The organism is Brachyspira pilosicoli (genome assembly GCF_008016535.1).
Classification (GTDB): Bacteria; Spirochaetota; Brachyspiria; order Brachyspirales; family Brachyspiraceae; genus Brachyspira; species Brachyspira pilosicoli_A.
In genome coordinates this window covers 19,810-39,424 of record NZ_SAXY01000050.1, presented here as the reverse complement: position 1 = coordinate 39,424, position 19,615 = coordinate 19,810, and the positions used below count along the sequence as shown (strand labels likewise).

Genomic DNA, 19,615 nt, shown 5'->3' with positions numbered 1-19,615 from the left:
TTTAGTGGAAAAATAATGCTTAATATAAAAACGAAACTTTTATTTAGAAAAATTAGTAAACAGCTTGCGATATTTATATCTGCTATTTTTATAGTAACTTTAGCGGTGTTGTTTTTTGTGGCTGTAAAGACTGTATATAGAGATTTTAAACTTACTGCTGAAGAGTATTTTGATAATAATAATTTAGATGATTTAGTATTATTTGGAATGTTTAGCGAAGATGATATAAATACTATTGAAGAGATTAAGGGCATTGATATTGTAGAAGCTAAACATAGGTTTCAAGGAAAAATAGATGATATTGATGCTATTATATATAGTACAGAAGATAATAAAAGCAGAATAAATAAACCTTACATATATGATGGAAAAGATACTTTAGAAACTAATGAGATAGCAATTAATAAAAATTTTGCAGATGCTAATTCACTGTCTTTGGGAGATGAGGTTGAGGTTATATTCAATGATAAAACTAATTCTTTTAAAATAGCAGCTTTAGTATCATATCCTAATTATGTGTTTTTATTTAAAGACGGTGCTTCAACAGCTTCGGAAGCTAAAGATTTCGCTGTTATAGAAATGAATGATGAGAACTTTAATTATGTGCCTTACAATTCTCTCTATATAAAATACGAAGATAATGTAAATAGAAATAATATAGAACAGTTTATAAGAATAAAATTAAAACAAAAAATATTCTTTTTTACAGACAGAGAACAATCAGTAAATTATATAAACTATGAACAAACATTGCTTCAAATAGATTCTTTTTCATATATTTCACCATCTATACTTTTACTTATGGCAATACTTCTTTTATATATTATACAAAGAAGAAATGTTGCTGTTGAAAGAAAACAAATTGGTATAATGAAAGCTATTGGTCTTACAGATTTTTCTATTATGTTTATGTATATAAAATATTCTTTTTTGGTATCATTTTTCGGAATACTATTAGCTTTTATTGCAAGCAAAATTCTTTTGCCGCCTATATTTGAGTCCCTTGGGGCTATATTTGATATGCCTAATTTTAATTATAATGTATATTGGGATTTATGGATAATATCAACTTTAATAATATTGTTTGTATGTATATTTTCTAATTTGCTTGCGGCTATTTCTATATTAAAGCTAAATCCTGCTCAGTCTATGAGAGGAGAGCCTCCAAAGAGTTCTGGAAAAACATTGATAGAAAAATTCGGCATTTGGAATAAATTATCATTTAACAGCAGATACGCTATAAAAAATGCATCAAGAAGTAAAACAAGATATTTAGCATCGCTTTGGGGAATGTTTGCTGCAATTAGTATGACTATATTTGCTCAAGGGTTTAATAACTCTTTTGATTATTTCTTATACACTCTTTATGAGAAATTTGCTTTATATGATGCTTCTGTTAGTATTACTCCTACAAAATGGGAAGATAATACTGATATACTAACAAATGATAGTATAAAATATTATGATAAGGCTGCTATTTATCAATCAAGGCTTTATCCTGCTTTTAATGATGACAGTGAAAGTATTTATTTGCCTGCTTTAATATATAAAGATGGATTTTCTTCTCTTGACATACCATATAATGAAAATAGAGAAGATTCTGTAATGCTTCCTAAATATTTAGCAGAAAAATTAAAAGTAAAAGAAAATGACTATATAGGTATAGAATTATATACTCTTGGAAACAGCATATCAAGAAGAGTTAAAGTTAGCAAACTTGTTGAACAGCAGGGTATGTTTTATATATATATGGATAAAGATTTTGCAGAAGATGTTTTTGAAATACCAAATGTTTATAATACTTTATTTTTAGCTTCTGATGCTAGTCAAGATAATATAAAAACTATGTTAGATGATAGTAAAGATGTATCATACTACAGCTTTAGAAATGATGAATATCAGGCATATAAAAATCAAATAGCTACAATATATTTGCTAGTACAAATACTTATATTTATAGCGTTCTTGCTTGGAGCTACATCGCTTTATGGTGTTGGTGTTATTACTTTGGCTACAAGAAGATATGAGTTTACGCTTCTTAAGGTTATGGGCTACACTACTAAAGAGATAATGCTTGCTTCATTAAAAGAAACTGTTACTCAAGTGATAATAGCAATACCTGTGGGAATATTGGCTGGATATGGTATACTTTATTTGGTTAAGAAACCTTTTTCAAGCAAGTTATTTTCGTTTGTACCGCATGTTTATAATTATAGTTATTTATTAGCAATAGGGTTACTTGTTGTTGTTATATTCTTGGTGTCTTTGATGAGTATGCATTATGTCAATAAACTTGATATGGTTGAGGGCTTAAAAGACAGAGAAGAGTAAAAACTTTTACTAAGATAAAGCTTTTAATTATTTTTGATAATAGTTATACATACTGAAAATTTTTAAGTTTGTCAAAATATTTTTTATTTTTTATTTATGGTGGCTTTGCCCCCTGTGAAGCGTGCCCGTAGGGTACATACCCCCACTTCTTTTACGACCAAAGGGAGTCCTTCAGGGCGACCATAGGAAGTGCCTTTAGGTATTGGCACAAAAAAGCAAAAAGGCTGCATTTTTTAAGCTAAATTTAGGTGTTTTATTACATTTAATACATATTTTTTAAATATAAAGTTATAGCACTTGCGTTTTTTGCAACTTTTTGACGAAGTCCGCACAGCGAGTGCGGCAAAAAAGTTGATAATATTTATATAATATGCAGTAGTTGACAATTTAAAATTGTTTAGGTATATATAAATAATAAACTATAAAAAATATAATCAATTAAGTTTTAATTTCTTGCTTATTTTATCTGTGATTTTCTTTGTTCCTTTTGGACCTACTGCTGTGAGAAAAAACTTTTTGTTTTGAAATATATCTTCTATTGCTTTATCTATATCATTTATATTAATTTTGTCTATTGTATTATACAAATCTTTGTAATATACATATTTAGAAAAATAAAGTTCATTTCTTGCATTTTTGTTCATAGCAAAACTTGCACTAAACTTACTAAAAGACATAGAACTTTTATAGCTCTCTTTTGCCTCTTCAAGCTCTTCTTTAGTTATTCTCTCGTCTAATAATCTTTCTATTTCATTATATATGCTTGTTACAGTTTTTTCATAACGGTCTAAGCTAGTTGAACCAAATATGTCGAATGTTCCTCCATTTAGAAAAGCTGAATTATTGCTGTATATACTATAACATAATGCTTTATTTTCCCTTATAGATTGAAATAATCTTGAATATGAACTTCCGCCGAATATATCATTTACAATGTTCATAGTGTATTTTCTTTTATCTTTTGCATTATATGACGGTGTTATTAAGGCAAAATATACTTGATTTAAGTCTGCTTTTTCTTTTGATACTGATTTGTAAAAAAATGGAAGTTCTTCCTCTGCGGGTAATATATTTTTTTTAAGCTCTATTGAAGATAATTTATCTATTGCTGATTTTACATCAAAATTTCCTGCTATTGATACTATTAAATTATTTGAATTGAAATGACTTTTAAAATAATTTAATATTTTATCTCTGCTGATATTTTTTATGTTTTTTATATTACCGCCTATAGGAAACTGCATAGATGTTCCTTTATAGGCTTTTGCAAAAAATTGATTGGTCATTATTTCTTCAGGATAGTCCGATGTCATTTTTAACTCTTCTATAATAACCTTTTTTTCTTTTTGTATATCTTCTTCTCTAAATGCTGAGTTTAATGCTATATTAGATAATGTATCTATTGCTCTGTCAAAATATTTTGATATTATATTAACATAAAAGGAGGTAAAATGTCTTGAAGTATAAGCATTAAACATTCCGCCTACACCTTCTATATATCTCACTATCTCTTTAGAGGTCATATCATTAGTGCCTTTAAATAGCATATGTTCTATAAAATGTGAATATCCATTTTCTTTTTCAGTTTCATTAGCACTTCCTGTAATGAAAAAAAATCCAACTGAAACCGTTTCTAACATTGGCATATATTCTAAAATTATTCTTATGCCATTTTTTAAGGTTAATCTTTTTACCATTTTTTTATTTCCTAGTTTATTGAAGTTAGATTATAATGTATAATATAAGTATTTGCAAATGTTTTAATGATAATTAAAATATTAGTCGATACTGTTATTAAATATTTTTAGGAAATAGTCATGCAAAAATTATTTCTGTTTTTTTTATTATTATTTTTTACATTTTCTTGTGCATCAAATATGAAAACAGCAAACAGAAACTATAATAATATATGGATAAAAAAGGTAAAAGGAAAAAGAGTAGTTGCTCCTAATGGATATTTATATACTTTTTTGGACAATGGAGATGTGGAATATAGTTTATTTGGAAAAAAACGCGGTGTTGGTAAGTTTGATTATGCAGAGAGTGAAACTAACGCCTATTATTATGAGGTAACACCTTTAAAAAAGATTGCCCGCAATGTAAAAACTACTTCAGAGATACCTAATAAAAAAGTAAATATGTATGTAAGTTTCATTCTAGATGGAAATAATATATCAATGACTTCAGACTATACTAAAGCATATTATAATAGATTAAATATTTGGAATAAAAATAATTTAAATCTATATGGTTTTCTTCGTGAAGATAAAGATATGTCTGAGTACCCTATACCTAACCCTGATGAGGTAGAGTTTAATAAACCTATTAACTTTGGCGTATTAAGATAATTATTTTTAGTATATTATTTTATTTTTTATATTAAAAACTGTTAAATATAGTATAAGAATATTTATTAATTAGGAGATTTTTTTAATATGAATAAGAAAAAAGCCGTTTTAATAGTTGTAGATAGCTGCGGTGTGGGTGCTTTACCTGATGCTAAAGATTTTGGCGATGAGGGAGTGAATACTTTAGCTAATTTGGCTAAGGCATCTGGCGGAATAAGTCTACCTAATATGGAAAAAATTGGGCTTGGAAATATTATAGATATAGAAGGTGTATCAAAAGTAGATAATGCTGAAGGATATTACGGTAAGGCAATGGAGACTTCTAAAGCAAAAGACACAACTACTGGACACTGGGAGATAGCTGGTTTAGTTTCTACAAAGCCTTTTAACACTTATCCTAATGGTTTTCCTGATATTACAATAAAAGAAATAGAAAAAATGTCTGGAAGGACTGTTGTATGCAATAAACCTTATTCTGGAACTGAGGTTATAGATGATTATGCAGATGAGCAATTAAAAAATGGCTCTTTAATAGTGTATACTTCTGCAGATTCTGTACTTCAAATAGCAGCCCATGAGGATATTATACCTGTAGATGAACTTTATAGAATATGCGAAAAGTCTTTAGAGATATGCAATAAATATTCACCTGTTGCAAGGGTTATAGCTCGTCCTTATATTGGTACTAAGGGTAATTATAAAAGAACAGAAAGACGTCATGACTATTCTGTACCTCCAAGCGGTGAAACTATGCTTGATAGACTTAAAAATAATAATTTGCCTGTTATCGGTATAGGTAAAACTAGTGATATATTCGCTGGTGTTGGAATTACTGAAAACAGATTAACTAATAAAAACAATCTTGACGGCATAGAAAAAACTATTAAGGCTATTAAAGAAGTTGATAATGGTCTTATATTTACTAATTTAGTTGATTTTGATATGCTTTACGGACACAGAAGAGATTATATAGGATACAAAAACGCTTTAGAAGAACTTGATAAATATATACCAGATATGATTGATAATTTGAATGATGATGACTTACTTATAATAACAGCCGATCATGGATGCGACCCTACCTATAAAGGAAGCGACCACACGAGAGAGTATATACCGATACTTGCTTTTGGAAAGAAATTAAATAAAAATATTAATATAGGTGTAAAAGAATCATTTGTTTCTATAGCCGCTACAATAGAGAAATATTTGCTTGGACAAACAAAGCTAGAAGGTGCTTTTATATAATTTAGTTTTGTAATGTGCTTAAAATATTTTTTTAGTTGAAGTATATACTTACATAAAACATAATTAATATGATTTAGTATTATTTTTATATTTGCACTTTTTGGTTCTTTTTGCGGCGGGAAAAAGAACAATAAAATTTTTATGTTTTTATATTTGCAGGGCTTTGCCCCGCACCCCACTTCTTTTGTTGCCACAAAGAAGCAAAAAGGCTGCATTTTTATTGAATATAGTCAAAAACGTATGTTATCATTATATTTATTTCTTAAATATAAAATTTTAATATTTGTACTTTCGCTAAGCGTGCCCGAAGGGCGAAAACTTTTTGCTACGGGAAAAAGTTGTATAAAAACAAAAACTTACATTACAAAATATAGTTATTTAGGTATTTAATATAATTTTAATTATTAAACTCATTGTTATAATATTCTATAGTGTTAATCATTGCTTTTATTTGTGATGATGATAGCATAAACTCTTGATACTCTCTTCCAGATATTCTTAAGCCAACTTCTTTAGCATTAGTAAGTATTTTATAAAGCTCTTTTACTTCTGCTTCGCTAAGTTGTATTATGGCGTTTTCCAAATAGCTTATTTGACTCGGTATATAGGCATATTCATTAATTACAGCGGCGGTTGTAGAGATATTCCTTGAAACATTACTTAGAGTAAATGTTATTTTATCGTATGTTTTGGCATCAAATATATATGCAGTGTTAGCATAAATTAAATTTTGCATAGCTTTAGTACCAATATATAGCCACCAAGTAATTTCTTTATTATTATTTATTTGGAAATATAATTTAGCTCCGTATTCATAATATTCATCTGCATAAGTATAAGTTTGTATGCCTGTGAGTTTATCATCTTTTATTTTAAGAGAATAATTAGCACAGGATATGCTTACAAATAATAGAGTTATAATAAATAAAATGTTTCTCATATAGTATTATTATAATAATTTCTATAACTCTTGCAACTATATATTTTATAAATTTGATCCAATAATATCAGATATTAAATTAAAATATTTATTTGTTATTTTCTTTATATGTTCTCTGGCATTAATTTGAACATATCCATCATATTTTTTTATCATATCTATGTCGTTGTTTGAATCTCCAGCTACTAAGATTTTTTCTATATTTTTATCTTTTAAAATATTTTCCAAATTTTTTATTCCTGTAGCCTTACTTATATTTGCTTTTACTATATCTATAGCCGTAATATTTCCATAAGCTATTACTGTGTTAAATTTATTGTTTATTTCATCTTGTATAATTTCTGTTTTATTTACATCTGGGCTTATTTTATTTATTTGAGTAATGCTTTTTATATTTTTTGCTTCTTCTATTGTTATTTTTTTATCTACTTTAAAAGGTAAATTATGTTCTCCTTTTTTAGGAATTATAGAGAAAGTTTCATTTTCATTTGAAATTTCAACGCTTCCTTCATAAGTATTATATAAAAAATTAATAATTTCTATAGCATTATTTATATCTATTTCTTCTTTTAATATTAGATTAGTATTACTATCAATAATTAAAGCTCCATTATTAGCTATAATATAATCAAACTCTATATTATTGTTATCAGTTTGTTCCAATATTGAAAATTTGTTTCTCCCAGTAGCAATAGCAAATATATTTCCTTTTTCTCTCCATTTTTTTATAGCATTAATTACTTTATCATCTACAATATAATTAATAAATAAAGTCATATCATAATCACTAACAAATAATTTCATTTTATTCTCCAATAATTTTGATGAGTACTCTTTTGTTTCTCATACCATCATATTCCCCATAAAAAATTTGCTCCCAAGTACCAAAATCTAACTTACCATTAGTAACAGCCACAACAACCTCTCGCCCCATAATCTGTCTTTTCAAATGAGCATCAGCATTATCTTCGTATCCATTATGTCTATATTGGTTATGAGGTTTTTCTGGAGCTAACTTTTCAAGCCAAACTTCAAAATCATTATGAAGCCCGCTCTCATCATCATTGATAAATACACTAGCGGTAATGTTCATAGCATTACATAAAACTAACCCCTCTTTTATGCCACTTTCGTCTAAACATCTTTGAACTTCATTAGTGATATTAATGTATCCTCTTCTCTTTGGGTAATTTATCTCTAAAACTTTTCTATATGATTTCATTTTGCACAATCTCTTTTTTATTATTATTTATTATTTTTATAAAAAATTATATCAAAATAAAAGTCATTTGTCAAAAATATTTTGTTGGTTTTTTTGTTGAAATAAATTTTTTATATGATATAATGAATATTCAAATTATAATAAAAATGGGAGTGTATATGCCTTCAGGAAGAAAAAGACTTCGTCAAAAGATGGCTACGCATAAACGCAAAAAACGTTTACGCAAAAATAGGCATAAAAAGAAATAATCACTTTTCATCTCTTTATTTAGAGTTGTAAAAATGCAAAAGGACGAGATAAAAACCGTTATAGAAGTATGTGTAGGGCTTCATTGTTCTATGAGGGGTTCATATGCTCTTTTAGAATCAATTAGGGCACATTATGATTTGAAAATCGGCATTCCTTCTTATGACGGTATGCTCCTTAAAGAGGTGGAGTGTATGCATAATTGTAATAATGCCATTTCTGTATTAATTAACGGCGTAGAATGCAATGATTCTTCTTTTGGCAGCGTTATTAAGTATATAGAAGCTGTACATGTTAAAGTGAGATGAAAAAATTTGTTCTATATAATGATTATGCTGCAAAAAATATCAAAGATTTTAAAGACAATTTCGGTGATTATTTGCATACTATTGTTGATGAATATGATGAATTGCTTGATGAGTTAAAGGTTGCTAATATATGCACGAGAAATGTATATAAAAAATCTTTATATAATGTTTTATCCAATAAAAATAATGATAATCAAACTTTAATTATAAATGCATATTCTTTTGACTATTTAGTATTTAAAGACAAATTCTTTATAAACAATAATCCGCACCTTATTTTAGATTCTGCTGTATTAATTGCTAAAATTTTAAATATAAAAAATATAGATATTTTAATTAGAAACTATTACAATAAAGAAATATTAATTAATGCAATAGTAGAGGCGGAAGATTGCTACAAATTTGAAAATGAAATCAATATAAATGTTTATGATGAAAATAATTATAGAGAAAATGTGAATATTTATTTTCTTGAAAGACAAAAATATGTATTAGATTTGGAAACTGTTATACAATTTGGATATTTTGCTCATATGGGATTAGATAATTTTTCTAAGTATGGAAATGATAATAATAAAGGCACATGTTTAATTTCTTTTTCTGGGGACATTCCAAATGTAGACTTATATGAGTTTCAATTTGGCACTTCATTTGACGAAATAATAAAATCCAGTGGATATATTTATTATAATAATGATATAAAATGTGTGTTTACAAATGGTTTTCTTAATCCTCCTACTACTTTAGAGAGTTTAAGCAGTAAGAGTTTGTCTTATGAAGATATAAATATTGGAAATGGCGGAGTTTGTTTTATAGCAGAAAATAGATGCATGCTTAGAATTGTGATGAAGATTATTCAATTTGCTAAGAGTATTTCTTGTACAAATTGTATGCCTTGTAATTATGGTTTTAATTTATGCGAGTATTATTTAAATAAAATTATATTAGGGAAATCTAATAATAATGATTATAATAATTTAATAAATACTGTTGAGATGATTATTAAAGGTTCTTCTTGTTTATATATATATCATATGGCAAAATGCATATTAGAAACTATAAAGATGTTTGAATACGAGTTTATATATGCTTTGGATAAAAAAATAACTCTTTATAGTTTTATCAATAAATAGGGTGATTATAAATAGATTATGATAGTAAGATTTAATTTTAACGGACGAGAGATATTATCACAAAGCGGATTTACAATATTAAAAGCTTTATCATATGTTGGAATAGATATAGCACATTTATGTTATTATAAATTAGACAGAATAAAAGATTTTGACGAAGAAAAAGAAAATGATTTACTAAAATGCAAACTTTGCTTGGTTAAAGTAAAAAAGAAAGATGAAGAGGAGTATAGTTTTAAATATGCTTGTAATGAGGCAGTTGAAAATGGAATGGATATTATAAGCAATGATGAAGATATTATTGAATATAGAAAGTCTTTGCTTAAGGCTATACTTTATATGCATAAACCATTTTGCGACAAATGCAGCAGTTATTATGATTGTAGATTAAAAAAATATATTGATTTTTACCAATTAAAGATAGAAAGATTTGATGGAGATAATGATTCAAAAATAGAAGAGATAAAAAACATTATAGACAGTTTAAATTTAGATGAAAATATAAAAATTGATTATGATAAATGCATTAATTGCGGAGTTTGCAGTAGATACGAAACTATATCTGGTTATAAGAACATGATAGTAGATTTATGCCCCACTAAAGTGTTTAGAGTTGATAGAAAAATTGATAATGAAGAGCAGATAGAATATAAAAAAATAAACAGCTTTTGTATAGGATGCAGCAAACTTTGCGAATGCAGTTATTTTTATAATGAGAAAACTATAATAGATATACAATCTCCAGAATTAAAAAAGTACGGCATATGCGATTTTGGACGTAATATGCTATTTTATTCAAATAAAACTTTTGAATATCCTCTAATAAACGGCATAGAAGATGATTTTAATAGAGCTAAAGATTTATTTCATAAGTTTTTGGAAGAAACAGATAAGAAAGATATTTTAGCAATTTCTTCTAGTCTTTACAATATAGAAGATTTGGAAGCTTTTAATGATTTTATATATTCACTAGGCATTACAAACTTTATATATAAAAAAAATGTTATAAAAACTACATCTAATGTTATTAGAGAAAATTACATTAATATAAACAAACATTCATCAAAAAATTATAAATATAGTTTAAAAAAAATAGATAATATAAATAATTTTAATAAATTTATTATATTAGAAGACCCTTTATTTGAAATAGATAATAGAATGGATTTTATACAGCAAAACAGAAGAAATTACATAGTATTTACTTCATATCCTTCTATTTTAGCATATAATTCTTATTTAGCTTTTCCTATTGCTGGATTTGGAGAGTTTGAGGGGGAATATATAGATTCTCATGGTAAAAATAAATATATTAAAAGTTTTTTAGAGAAAAATAAAAACAGATTAGAGTTTAAGAATTTAATAAAATATTTGTATTTGTAAAAATTTATTATATAATATATATATAGGTTTATGATTGAGCTTTATTATAAGGAGTTTATTAATGGTAAATTCAAGATATAATATACTCTCTAATCTTAAAGATAAAACTTATGATCTTTTAATTATAGGTGGCGGAGTAATAGGTGCTACCATCGCTATGAAAACAGCGAGAGTAGGAATTTCAACACTTCTAGTAGAAAAACATGACTTCTCATTTGGTTCATCTTCTAGAACTTCAAAAATGCTTACAGGCGGTTTTAATGATATGACTGCTAATAACTTCATATCTACAATTTTTAAAGTTAGAGAAAGAAATAATATCATTAATAAATCTTCAGCCTCTGATTTTGGCATATTATATCCAATATATTTTAGTGGCGGTACAAATGGTAATTCAGGTTTGATAAGAAATGAATTAAAAGCTAGTATATATGATTTAATGTCAATTTTTGGAAAGACTAAAAAACATAAATCTCATAGCAGAAACTCAGTATTAGAAACTTTACCTGATTTAAATAATAATGATGTAATAGGTGCTACAGAGTTTTTTGAAGGTAAAATAGATGACAGCAGATATGTTTTAGAATTATTATTAAAAGCTAAAGAATATGGTGCTGATATACTTAATTATGCAGAAGTAAAGGCTTTTGATTATAATGAGAATCAAATAAATAAAACTATAGTTTCAGATAAAATAAAAGGCAGAATATATGAAGTAAGTGCTAAAAAAATATTAGTGGCGGCTGGAGCTTGGGGAGATAGTATAGTATCTATGCTTCCAAAGTCTAATTTTACTGATAAAGTAAAATATGTAAAAGCTACTAATTTTATAGTTGATAGTAATATAATTCATATTAATAAATCTGTTGTTTTGCCAAAAATAAAAGATAGGCCGAATGTTTTCTTAACAAAATGGAAGGATATGACAATAATAGGTCCTGTAGTAAAAAAATATAATGGTAATTTAGATTGTATATATTCAACAAGCGATGAGATAGAATATTTGCTTGATATTTATAATACTTATTTTAGCTCTATAGTTAATAAAAATCATATAGTTACTTCACAATCTGGAATGATGACTGTTAATCCTATGGATATGAAGATACATTCACACCCTGTATATGATTTATTTATGGTTGAGGGCGGAAATTTTACTATGTCTTCTCATCTTGCTATTAAAACTTTGCTTAAAATGTATGGTAAGCCTTATAAATGGTTTAGTGTTAAGAAATTTATGAATAATCGAATAGATAAGGCGGTAGATTGGGTATTAAATAAAGATACTGTTAAATTTTTAATGGATTATTTCGGCTCTGTGGATATGGTATTAAGATTAAATGAATTTTGTAAAGATGATTCTTCTTTGCTTGTTTCTGTGGGGCTTGATAATAGAATACCGAGGGGCTTAATAAAATATTTTATTGAAGTAGAATATGCAATGCATTTAGATGATATAATGATGAGAAGATTAAGATTTATACTCACAGAAAATGACTGCGGAACATTATTAGCAGAACATATTGCTCAAGAGATGGGTTATATTTTAGGTTGGGATAGTAAAAAGGTGGAATACGAAATAAAAAGATATAGAACAGAGATAAAAAGAAATAGGGTTTCTTTATATTAATACTTTATTTTGTAAATAAAATTTACTTTCATAGTTGATTTTTAGCTATTATACAAATTTTATGTGTAAAATGTATAATAAATATCTATAATTTAGTAAATTTAAGTAAAAAAATAGTAAATTTATTGTAAAAAATATTGACAATTATCCTTAAATTTGTTATATTATAATTATAAAGATAATTTACAATCACTATTTAAGGAGTTATTTATGACTAAATTTTTAACTTTATTAATTTCATTAACAATTTTTGCTAGCTCTAGTTTATTTGCTGATTGGGTAGTACCTGCTTCTTCATTGCCTCAAAAATCAAGAGCTTTCATACAGAGAGTTTATCCTAATGCTCAGATATGGAAGGTTGAGAGAGACGGAGGAAAATTTGAGGTAAAACTTTCTAATGGTGCTTCTATTGATTTTTTGGCTAATGGAGATTGGGTAAGCATAGACGGAGAATATAACGGAGTTCCTTTTTCTGCTTTACCTGATGCTGTAAGTGCTGCTGTAAAAAAAGCATATCCTCAAGCTATGATAATAGACGTTGAGAAAGAGTGGGGTAATTACAAAGTAAAATTAAACAATATGATGGAGTTATTTATATCTTCAAATGGACAGCTTATGGGACAGAAATTTGATGATTAAGAATATTGAATTTACCAAAAAGCCTCAAATTGTACTAGGATTTGAGGCTTTTATTTTTTTTGTAAATGTATTATCAACTTTTTCCCGCCGCAAAAAGTTGCAAAAAGTGCAAGTATTTTAACTTCATATATTATGAATATATATTAAATATAATGTAATTTTATATTTAAAATTTTAACATATTCAAAAATCAACTCATCTAAAATTAAAATAAACCTGTAATCTTGCCGTTTTCATCTATATCTATATTGCATGCTGCAGGCACTTTTGGAAGCCCCGGCATATCAATAATTCCGCCTGCCATAGCAATGATAAAACCAGCACCTGAAGCAAGTTTTATTTCATCAATGTTTAGAGTATAACCTTTAGGAGCATTTAAAAGTGCTGGATTATCTGATATTGATTTTTGTGTTTTTGACATACATATAGGCAAGCCTCCAAAGCCAATAGATTCTATTTTTTTCATCATTTTATTAGCTTTATTAGAGAATTTTATCTCTCCTGCTCCATATATTTCTTTGCATATGCATTCTATCTTTTCTTTTATAGGTTTATCTAAATTATATAATGGCTTATAATTTGATTCTTCAGAAGTTGCTTTTACAATTTTTTTTGCTAAATCCTCTCCGCCTTCTCCTCCTTTCTCCCACACTTCGCATAATGATATATCAACGCCCATATCTTCACAATGTTTTTTAATTAATTCTATTTCTTTTTCAGTATCTAAAGAGAATTTATTTATAGCAACAACCACAGGCACACTATATTTTTTCATGTTTTCAATATGTTTATCTAAATTTTCAAAACCTTTACTCAAAGCATTCAAATCTTCTTTATTGAGTTCTAAAGCTCCGCCATGATGTTTTAAAGCTCTTATAGTAGCTACTAACACTATACAATTAGACTTAAGTCCGGCAATACGGCATTTAATATCAAGAAACTTTTCAGCTCCCAAATCTGCAGCAAAACCAGCCTCTGTAATAGTATAATCAGAAAGTTTTAATGCCAACTTTGTAGCAAGTATTGAATTACATCCATGAGCAATATTAGCAAAAGGTCCCCCATGAACTATAGCAGGAGTATTTTCAAGAGTTTGAACTAAATTAGGTTTTATAGCCTCTTTAAGCAATGCACAAGCAGCCCCCTCAACTTTTAAATCTTTTACTTTTAGAGGATTATCATTAATATCATAAGCAAATACAATATTTCCTATTCTCTCTTTTAAATCCATTAAAGAATTAGACAAACAAAGTATAGCCATAATTTCTGAAGCAACAGTTATTTGAAAAGATGATTGTCTTGTAACTCCATTCTCACTCCCTCCAAGACCTATAACAATATTTCTTAAAGCCCTATCATTCATATCAACAACTCTTTTAAATACTATCTTATTAGTATCAATCTTTAATTCATTGCCTTGTTTAAGATGATTGTCAATACAAGCTGCTATTAAATTGTGGGCAGAACCTATAGCGTGAAAATCGCCGTTAAAATGCAAATTAATATCTTCCATAGGAACAATTTGTGCATATCCGCCTCCGCAAGCTCCTCCTTTAATTCCAAATACAGGACCAAGTGAAGGCTCTCTTAAAGCTGCAACTGCATTTTTGCCTATTTTGTTTAAGCCTTGTGTTAGACCTATTGTAACAGTGGATTTTCCTTCTCCTGCTGGGGTTGGGGTTATTGCTGTTACTAATACCAATTTACCGTCTTTTTTATCTTTTAATTTATTTAAAACTGATAAATCTATCTTTGCCTTATATTTACCATAAACTTCATACTCTTCATCTGATAGATTAAGCATTTTAGCTATTTCGTCTATTCTTTTTAGTTTACATTCTTGTGCTATTTGTATATCTGTTTTCATAAATATGACTCCTAAGCAATAAATTAGATTTATAAATATATTACTATATTATAAAAATATTTAAAATATAAAAAACAGATTTTAAAAAATATTTTAGAAAAAATATTAAAATTTTTTTAAGTTTGTCAATTTTTGTTGTTCTTTTTCCCGCGTACGAGCTGTACCACCTTACCGCACGGTAATGCTATGCTTTAATTATAACTTCTTAGTCGTGCGGGGGAGTGCATTTTAATGTACAATTAAATTATAAAATTTATAATAAAAATGCAGTTCTTTTGGTTCTTTTATACCAATAAAAGAACTGGGGTGCGGGGCAAAGCCCTGCAAATAACTGAAATAAAAAAGTCAAAAATTTTTAATATATATTAAAACTATTATTTTATATCAATTTTTTGTTGTTCTTTTTCCCGCCGCAAAAAGAACCAAAAAGTGCAAGTGCTATAGCTTTATATGTTTGGAATATATAAAAAGATAATACCAACATTCCAAGCAAAAAATGCAGTCCTTTTGCTTCTTTGGGTCACCAAAAGAAGTGGGGGTGTGGGGGCTAGTCCCCACAAACAGCAAAACTAAAAATTGTTCTAATTTATCTCATAATTCTCTATGTAAATCTTTACTTCTTTGCTGCCATTAAATCTATTTATTTTTATCTTGTATGAAATATTTATAAAATTTGATGCTTCAAATTTAGAGCATTCTTCTTCAGATGAACTCCAAATTATAGCATTAACTCTAGTACTGTTTTTTTGTAATTGCAATTTTAAATGAATCTTATTATTTTTGTTTATTTTCTCTATAGAGTTTATAGTAACCCTATTTGTAAAAAATACAGGCTCTTCATTAGCAAAACCATAAGGCTCAAATAATTCTAAATGCTCAGCAAATTGCATATTAATGTCTTTAAAATCCAATTCCAAATCATAAGTTTTTTCATCTTTTGAAGTGTTAAAATTCTCTTCAGAGGCATATTTGATAATTTTTTTAGCAAACTTTTCAAAATTATTTATACTCACAGTAAACCCAGCAGCATTTTTATGCCCTCCAAACTTATCTAAATAAACACTAGAATATTCAAGCATATCACGAGCATTGTCATCGCCCTTGCTTCTAATACTTCCTGTACAAACTCCATCTTCTTTAGATTCATAAAGTATAACAGCAGTCTTTCCATATTGACTTAAAACCTTGCCAGCTATAAGCCCCGTTAAACCTCTATCTATCAAATCACTTTTTACTATTATGATAGGATAAGACATGCAATTATTTTCTTTTATATATTCGCAAACTATATTAAAATTGCTTTCTGTAAGAGATTTTCTTGTTTCATTTAAATTATAAACTTCTTCAGATAATTGAAAAGCCTCTTCTCTAGTTTCAGAAGTTAAAAGCCTTAAAGCATATTCGGGCTTTCCCATTCTTCCAGCTGCATTAATAAAAGGAGCAAGCCTCCAACTTACAGCCTGAGTATCAACTTTAGTGTTTAGTAATTTTATTCTCTCTAATATCACATTATATCTTATATGATTAGGCTTTTCTAATTCCGCCAAAGCACATTTTATATAAGCTCTATTCTCTTCAATAAGCGGCACAACATCGGCAACAGTGCCAAACAATACAAGTATAGATTCTCTTTTTATATAGTTTTGCAATTGCTTTTGACTTAAATAATACATTCTCTTAAAAATTTCCATTTTTATTATTAAATCTCTATAAAGAATATCATCATATTTATATATATTAACTTTAAGAAGCAAAGCAAACTCGTCTAATGTTTTTACGGATTTTATATTAACTCCCCCATAATTAGCACCCAACTGAAGCAAATCATAAACATTATCATATTCAGGCAAAAAGAGTTCATATTTTTCATATAGTCTAAGAAGTTTTTTAAATCTCATCTCTCCGCCTGTAAGAACCAATACAACATTTTCTCCTTCAAACATATAAGTAGCCAACTCTTCTAAAACTTCATCTTCTGATAAAAACTCTTCATAATAATCTAAATAAATAGATTTGTAAGCATTTTCATTATTTACAAGCTCAAACCCAAATATATCATCACTATAAACAAAATTAATAGCCTTCAATGCCCTTATTCTTTTTAATTTATCAGTATTTTTATCTATTTCATAATCCAATACAATAATGTCTTTGTTATAAAGTTTAGTATAAGAAAAAACAAATGCCTGCATAAGTTTAAAAGCAACAGCACAGCCAGAAAAATTTTTTGATACAAAACCAGTATTTGAAAGTTTAGGATTAAATATTAAATAAGCATTAGGAAGTATTTCAGGTATATCATGATGGTCTGTTACTATAATATCTATAGAATGCTCCCTTGCAAACTCAACTTCTTCTACATTCGATATACCGCAATCAACTGTGATGATTAAACTCACCCCAGAATTAGCATACTCTTCAATAACATCTTTTGAAAGCCCATAACCCACTTCATGATTAGGTACAAAAGCCCCAACATTTTTTGTAACAGCCTTAAGAGTATTATATATTATAGAAGCAGCAGTAACCCCATCAGCATCTTTATCACCATATATCAATATTTTTTCATTATACTCTATAGCCTCTTTTAGCCTGTCTACAAAAGCATTCATATCCCTAATATTAAATGGATTAGAAAGCGAATATATATCTTGAAAGAAAAAATCAAATATATCTTCTTTTGAAACTATACCCCTTAATTTTAACAACTCTTCTATAATGGGATTTAAATTGTCTATGTCGATTTTTTGCATAAAAGCCTTTATTTATTATTTATAAATTATAACAAACAGTATATTTTATTTATTTCAATGTTTCAAGTGTTATTAAGCTTCATTTTTAGTAGCAGAATGACTAGCTATATTAGCTCCTTTTTTCCAATGCCCAGTAAAATAATAAATAAGTATAAGCGACATACTAATAAAGTTTACAATAGCCATAGCAGTCCATACTCCCCATAACCCCATTTTTGTAGATAAGAAATGTGCAAGAGGAATCCTTATAAGTATATGAGCCACAAAGGCAAATATCATAAGTATAAAAGTTTTTCCTGCTCCATTAATAACTCCATTAGTTGCAAACATCACAGAAAGCATTATTATAGAAGGCATAACAACATATATATAACTTTTTGTATATTTTAATACACTCATATCTGAAGTAAATAATCTTACTATAAGCTCTGGAAATAATACAGAAAAAACTGCCATAAATGTAGAAAGCCCAATTCCTATTTTAAGTCCGGCTTTATATATCTCTTTTACTCTATCCATTCTATTAGCACCTATATTTTGAGCAACCATAGTAGCAATACCTGCAGATAAAGCTAAAAGCGGTAAAAATGATAAAGAGTCAACTCTCATAGACACAGCAACCGAAGCAGAAGCCTCTTCTCCATAAGTGTTGATAATTCTATTTAAAAATAACCAGCTTATAGAAATTATTAATTGCATAGCAGCAAAAGGCAAACCTATCTTAAACATTAATTTAGTTATATTAGCATCAAAAACTATTCTAAGAGGATTAGCACGAACTATACTATCTTTAATTTTTAAATATGTTATGCTTACAACTACAGAAAGAATTTGAGAAAACACAGTAGCATAAGCAGCACCATCTAAGCCCATAGCAGGAAAACCCAATAACCCCTTTATCATTATAGGGTCTAATATTACATTAACAATAGAAGCTATAGCCAAAAATATAAGAGGTCTTACAGTATCTCCTATACCTCTAAGCAAAGCAGATACCAAAAAATAATAAAACAAAAATGGGAAACCTATCATACTAATTCTAAAATAACTAACAGAATATTCCATTATGCTGTCAGCTGCATTTAAAAATCTCATTAACATAGGTGCAAATATATATCCTAATATAGCCAAAACTAAAGAAAGTATTACACTCATAGTAGTAGAAACCCTAGAAATATAAAGTACAGAATCTTTATCATTAGCACCAAAATATTGACCAATCAAAACATTCGCAGCAACTGTAACACCAGAAGCTATAGCTTGAAGTATTAATATTATAGGAAAACTCACAGCAATGGCTCCAAGACCTCTAGGTCCTATCATCTGACCTATCCAAATTGTATCAACTATATTGTAGGCTATATTTAAAAGGTTACCCAGTATCATAGGTACTACTAAATTAATAAGCCCCCTGTTCACATTTCCTTCTGTAAGCTCTAATATCTTATTTTTTTCCATAATTTTCCTCATTATTAAATTAAAATATTATTATTTTTTGATATTAATATTTTTTATTTCATCAAAGTTTTGTAGTTTCGACAAAAAATAAAATAATAAATCTGTATAA

Annotated in this window: 15 protein-coding genes; 8 read left to right on the top strand and 7 right to left on the bottom strand. The window is 27.6% G+C overall.

Annotated elements, in window-relative coordinates; translation table 11 throughout:
- The first annotated feature begins 15 nt into the window (after positions 1 to 15).
- Entirely contained in the window at positions 16 to 2,331 is a 2,316-nt protein-coding gene (locus EPJ72_RS08255) for an ABC transporter permease (protein WP_147731701.1), read from the top strand.
- A gap of 434 nt (positions 2,332 to 2,765) precedes the next feature.
- Here the strand turns inward: EPJ72_RS08255 and EPJ72_RS08250 are convergent, their stop codons facing one another.
- Positions 2,766 to 4,028, bottom strand: a complete 1,263-nt coding sequence (locus EPJ72_RS08250) for a M16 family metallopeptidase (protein WP_147731700.1) — start codon at positions 4,026 to 4,028, stop codon at positions 2,766 to 2,768.
- Between the two features lie 120 nt (positions 4,029 to 4,148).
- Between EPJ72_RS08250 and EPJ72_RS08245 the strand changes: the two genes are divergently transcribed.
- Both EPJ72_RS08245 and EPJ72_RS08240 read left to right on the top strand, forming a co-directional pair.
- On the top strand, positions 4,149 to 4,679 hold the full coding sequence (locus tag EPJ72_RS08245) for a hypothetical protein (RefSeq protein WP_147731699.1): 531 nt from the start codon (positions 4,149 to 4,151) through the stop codon (positions 4,677 to 4,679).
- An 87-nt stretch (positions 4,680 to 4,766) separates the two neighbouring features.
- Positions 4,767 to 5,927: a phosphopentomutase gene (locus tag EPJ72_RS08240; protein ID WP_147731698.1), complete on the top strand. Its 1,161-nt coding sequence runs from the start codon at positions 4,767 to 4,769 to the stop codon at positions 5,925 to 5,927.
- Between the two features lie 397 nt (positions 5,928 to 6,324).
- Here EPJ72_RS08240 and EPJ72_RS08235 read toward each other — a convergent pair whose 3' ends face one another.
- The 3 genes from EPJ72_RS08235 to EPJ72_RS08225 are packed head-to-tail and all read right to left on the bottom strand — an operon-like array spanning position 6,325 to position 8,089.
- On the bottom strand, positions 6,325 to 6,867 hold the full coding sequence (locus tag EPJ72_RS08235; RefSeq protein ID WP_147731697.1) for a hypothetical protein: 543 nt from the start codon (positions 6,865 to 6,867) through the stop codon (positions 6,325 to 6,327).
- Positions 6,868 to 6,912: 45 nt separating this feature from the next.
- Complete coding sequence (locus EPJ72_RS08230) at positions 6,913 to 7,671, bottom strand: HAD-IIB family hydrolase (protein ID WP_147731696.1); 759 nt, start codon at positions 7,669 to 7,671, stop codon at positions 6,913 to 6,915.
- A gap of 1 nt (position 7,672) precedes the next feature.
- Positions 7,673 to 8,089: a secondary thiamine-phosphate synthase enzyme YjbQ gene (locus tag EPJ72_RS08225; protein WP_147731695.1), complete on the bottom strand. Its 417-nt coding sequence runs from the start codon at positions 8,087 to 8,089 to the stop codon at positions 7,673 to 7,675.
- Between the two features lie 281 nt (positions 8,090 to 8,370).
- Between EPJ72_RS08225 and EPJ72_RS08220 the strand changes: the two genes are divergently transcribed.
- The 5 genes from EPJ72_RS08220 (at position 8,371) to EPJ72_RS08200 (ending at position 13,428) form a co-directional block, all read left to right on the top strand.
- Positions 8,371 to 8,643 (top strand): NAD(P)H-dependent oxidoreductase subunit E, encoded by a 273-nt coding sequence (locus EPJ72_RS08220; protein ID WP_147731694.1) that lies wholly within the window; start codon positions 8,371 to 8,373, stop codon positions 8,641 to 8,643.
- Positions 8,640 to 9,776: an NADH-ubiquinone oxidoreductase-F iron-sulfur binding region domain-containing protein gene (locus EPJ72_RS08215; protein ID WP_147731693.1), complete on the top strand. Its 1,137-nt coding sequence runs from the start codon at positions 8,640 to 8,642 to the stop codon at positions 9,774 to 9,776. Before EPJ72_RS08220 ends, EPJ72_RS08215 begins: the two co-directional genes overlap by 4 nt.
- A gap of 18 nt (positions 9,777 to 9,794) precedes the next feature.
- On the top strand, positions 9,795 to 11,159 hold the full coding sequence (locus tag EPJ72_RS08210) for a 2Fe-2S iron-sulfur cluster-binding protein (RefSeq protein WP_147731692.1): 1,365 nt from the start codon (positions 9,795 to 9,797) through the stop codon (positions 11,157 to 11,159).
- A gap of 61 nt (positions 11,160 to 11,220) precedes the next feature.
- Positions 11,221 to 12,789 carry an FAD-dependent oxidoreductase gene (locus EPJ72_RS08205; protein WP_147731691.1) on the top strand — a complete coding sequence of 523 codons (1,569 nt, stop codon included), beginning with the start codon at positions 11,221 to 11,223 and terminating at the stop codon, positions 12,787 to 12,789.
- 210 nt (positions 12,790 to 12,999) lie between these two features.
- Positions 13,000 to 13,428 carry a PepSY-like domain-containing protein gene (locus EPJ72_RS08200; protein WP_147731690.1) on the top strand — a complete coding sequence of 143 codons (429 nt, stop codon included), beginning with the start codon at positions 13,000 to 13,002 and terminating at the stop codon, positions 13,426 to 13,428.
- Between the two features lie 205 nt (positions 13,429 to 13,633).
- Here the strand turns inward: EPJ72_RS08200 and EPJ72_RS08195 are convergent, their stop codons facing one another.
- The 3 genes from EPJ72_RS08195 to EPJ72_RS08185 all read right to left on the bottom strand — a co-directional run bounded on the left by EPJ72_RS08195 (position 13,634) and on the right by EPJ72_RS08185 (position 19,506).
- On the bottom strand, positions 13,634 to 15,295 hold the full coding sequence (locus EPJ72_RS08195; protein ID WP_147731689.1) for a formate--tetrahydrofolate ligase: 1,662 nt from the start codon (positions 15,293 to 15,295) through the stop codon (positions 13,634 to 13,636).
- A 581-nt stretch (positions 15,296 to 15,876) separates the two neighbouring features.
- Positions 15,877 to 18,048, bottom strand: coding sequence for a single-stranded-DNA-specific exonuclease RecJ (recJ, locus tag EPJ72_RS08190; RefSeq protein ID WP_147731688.1), 2,172 nt, complete (start codon positions 18,046 to 18,048; stop codon positions 15,877 to 15,879).
- A gap of 72 nt (positions 18,049 to 18,120) precedes the next feature.
- Complete coding sequence (locus EPJ72_RS08185) at positions 18,121 to 19,506, bottom strand: MATE family efflux transporter (RefSeq protein WP_147731687.1); 1,386 nt, start codon at positions 19,504 to 19,506, stop codon at positions 18,121 to 18,123.
- Between the last annotated feature and the right edge of the window lie 109 nt (positions 19,507 to 19,615).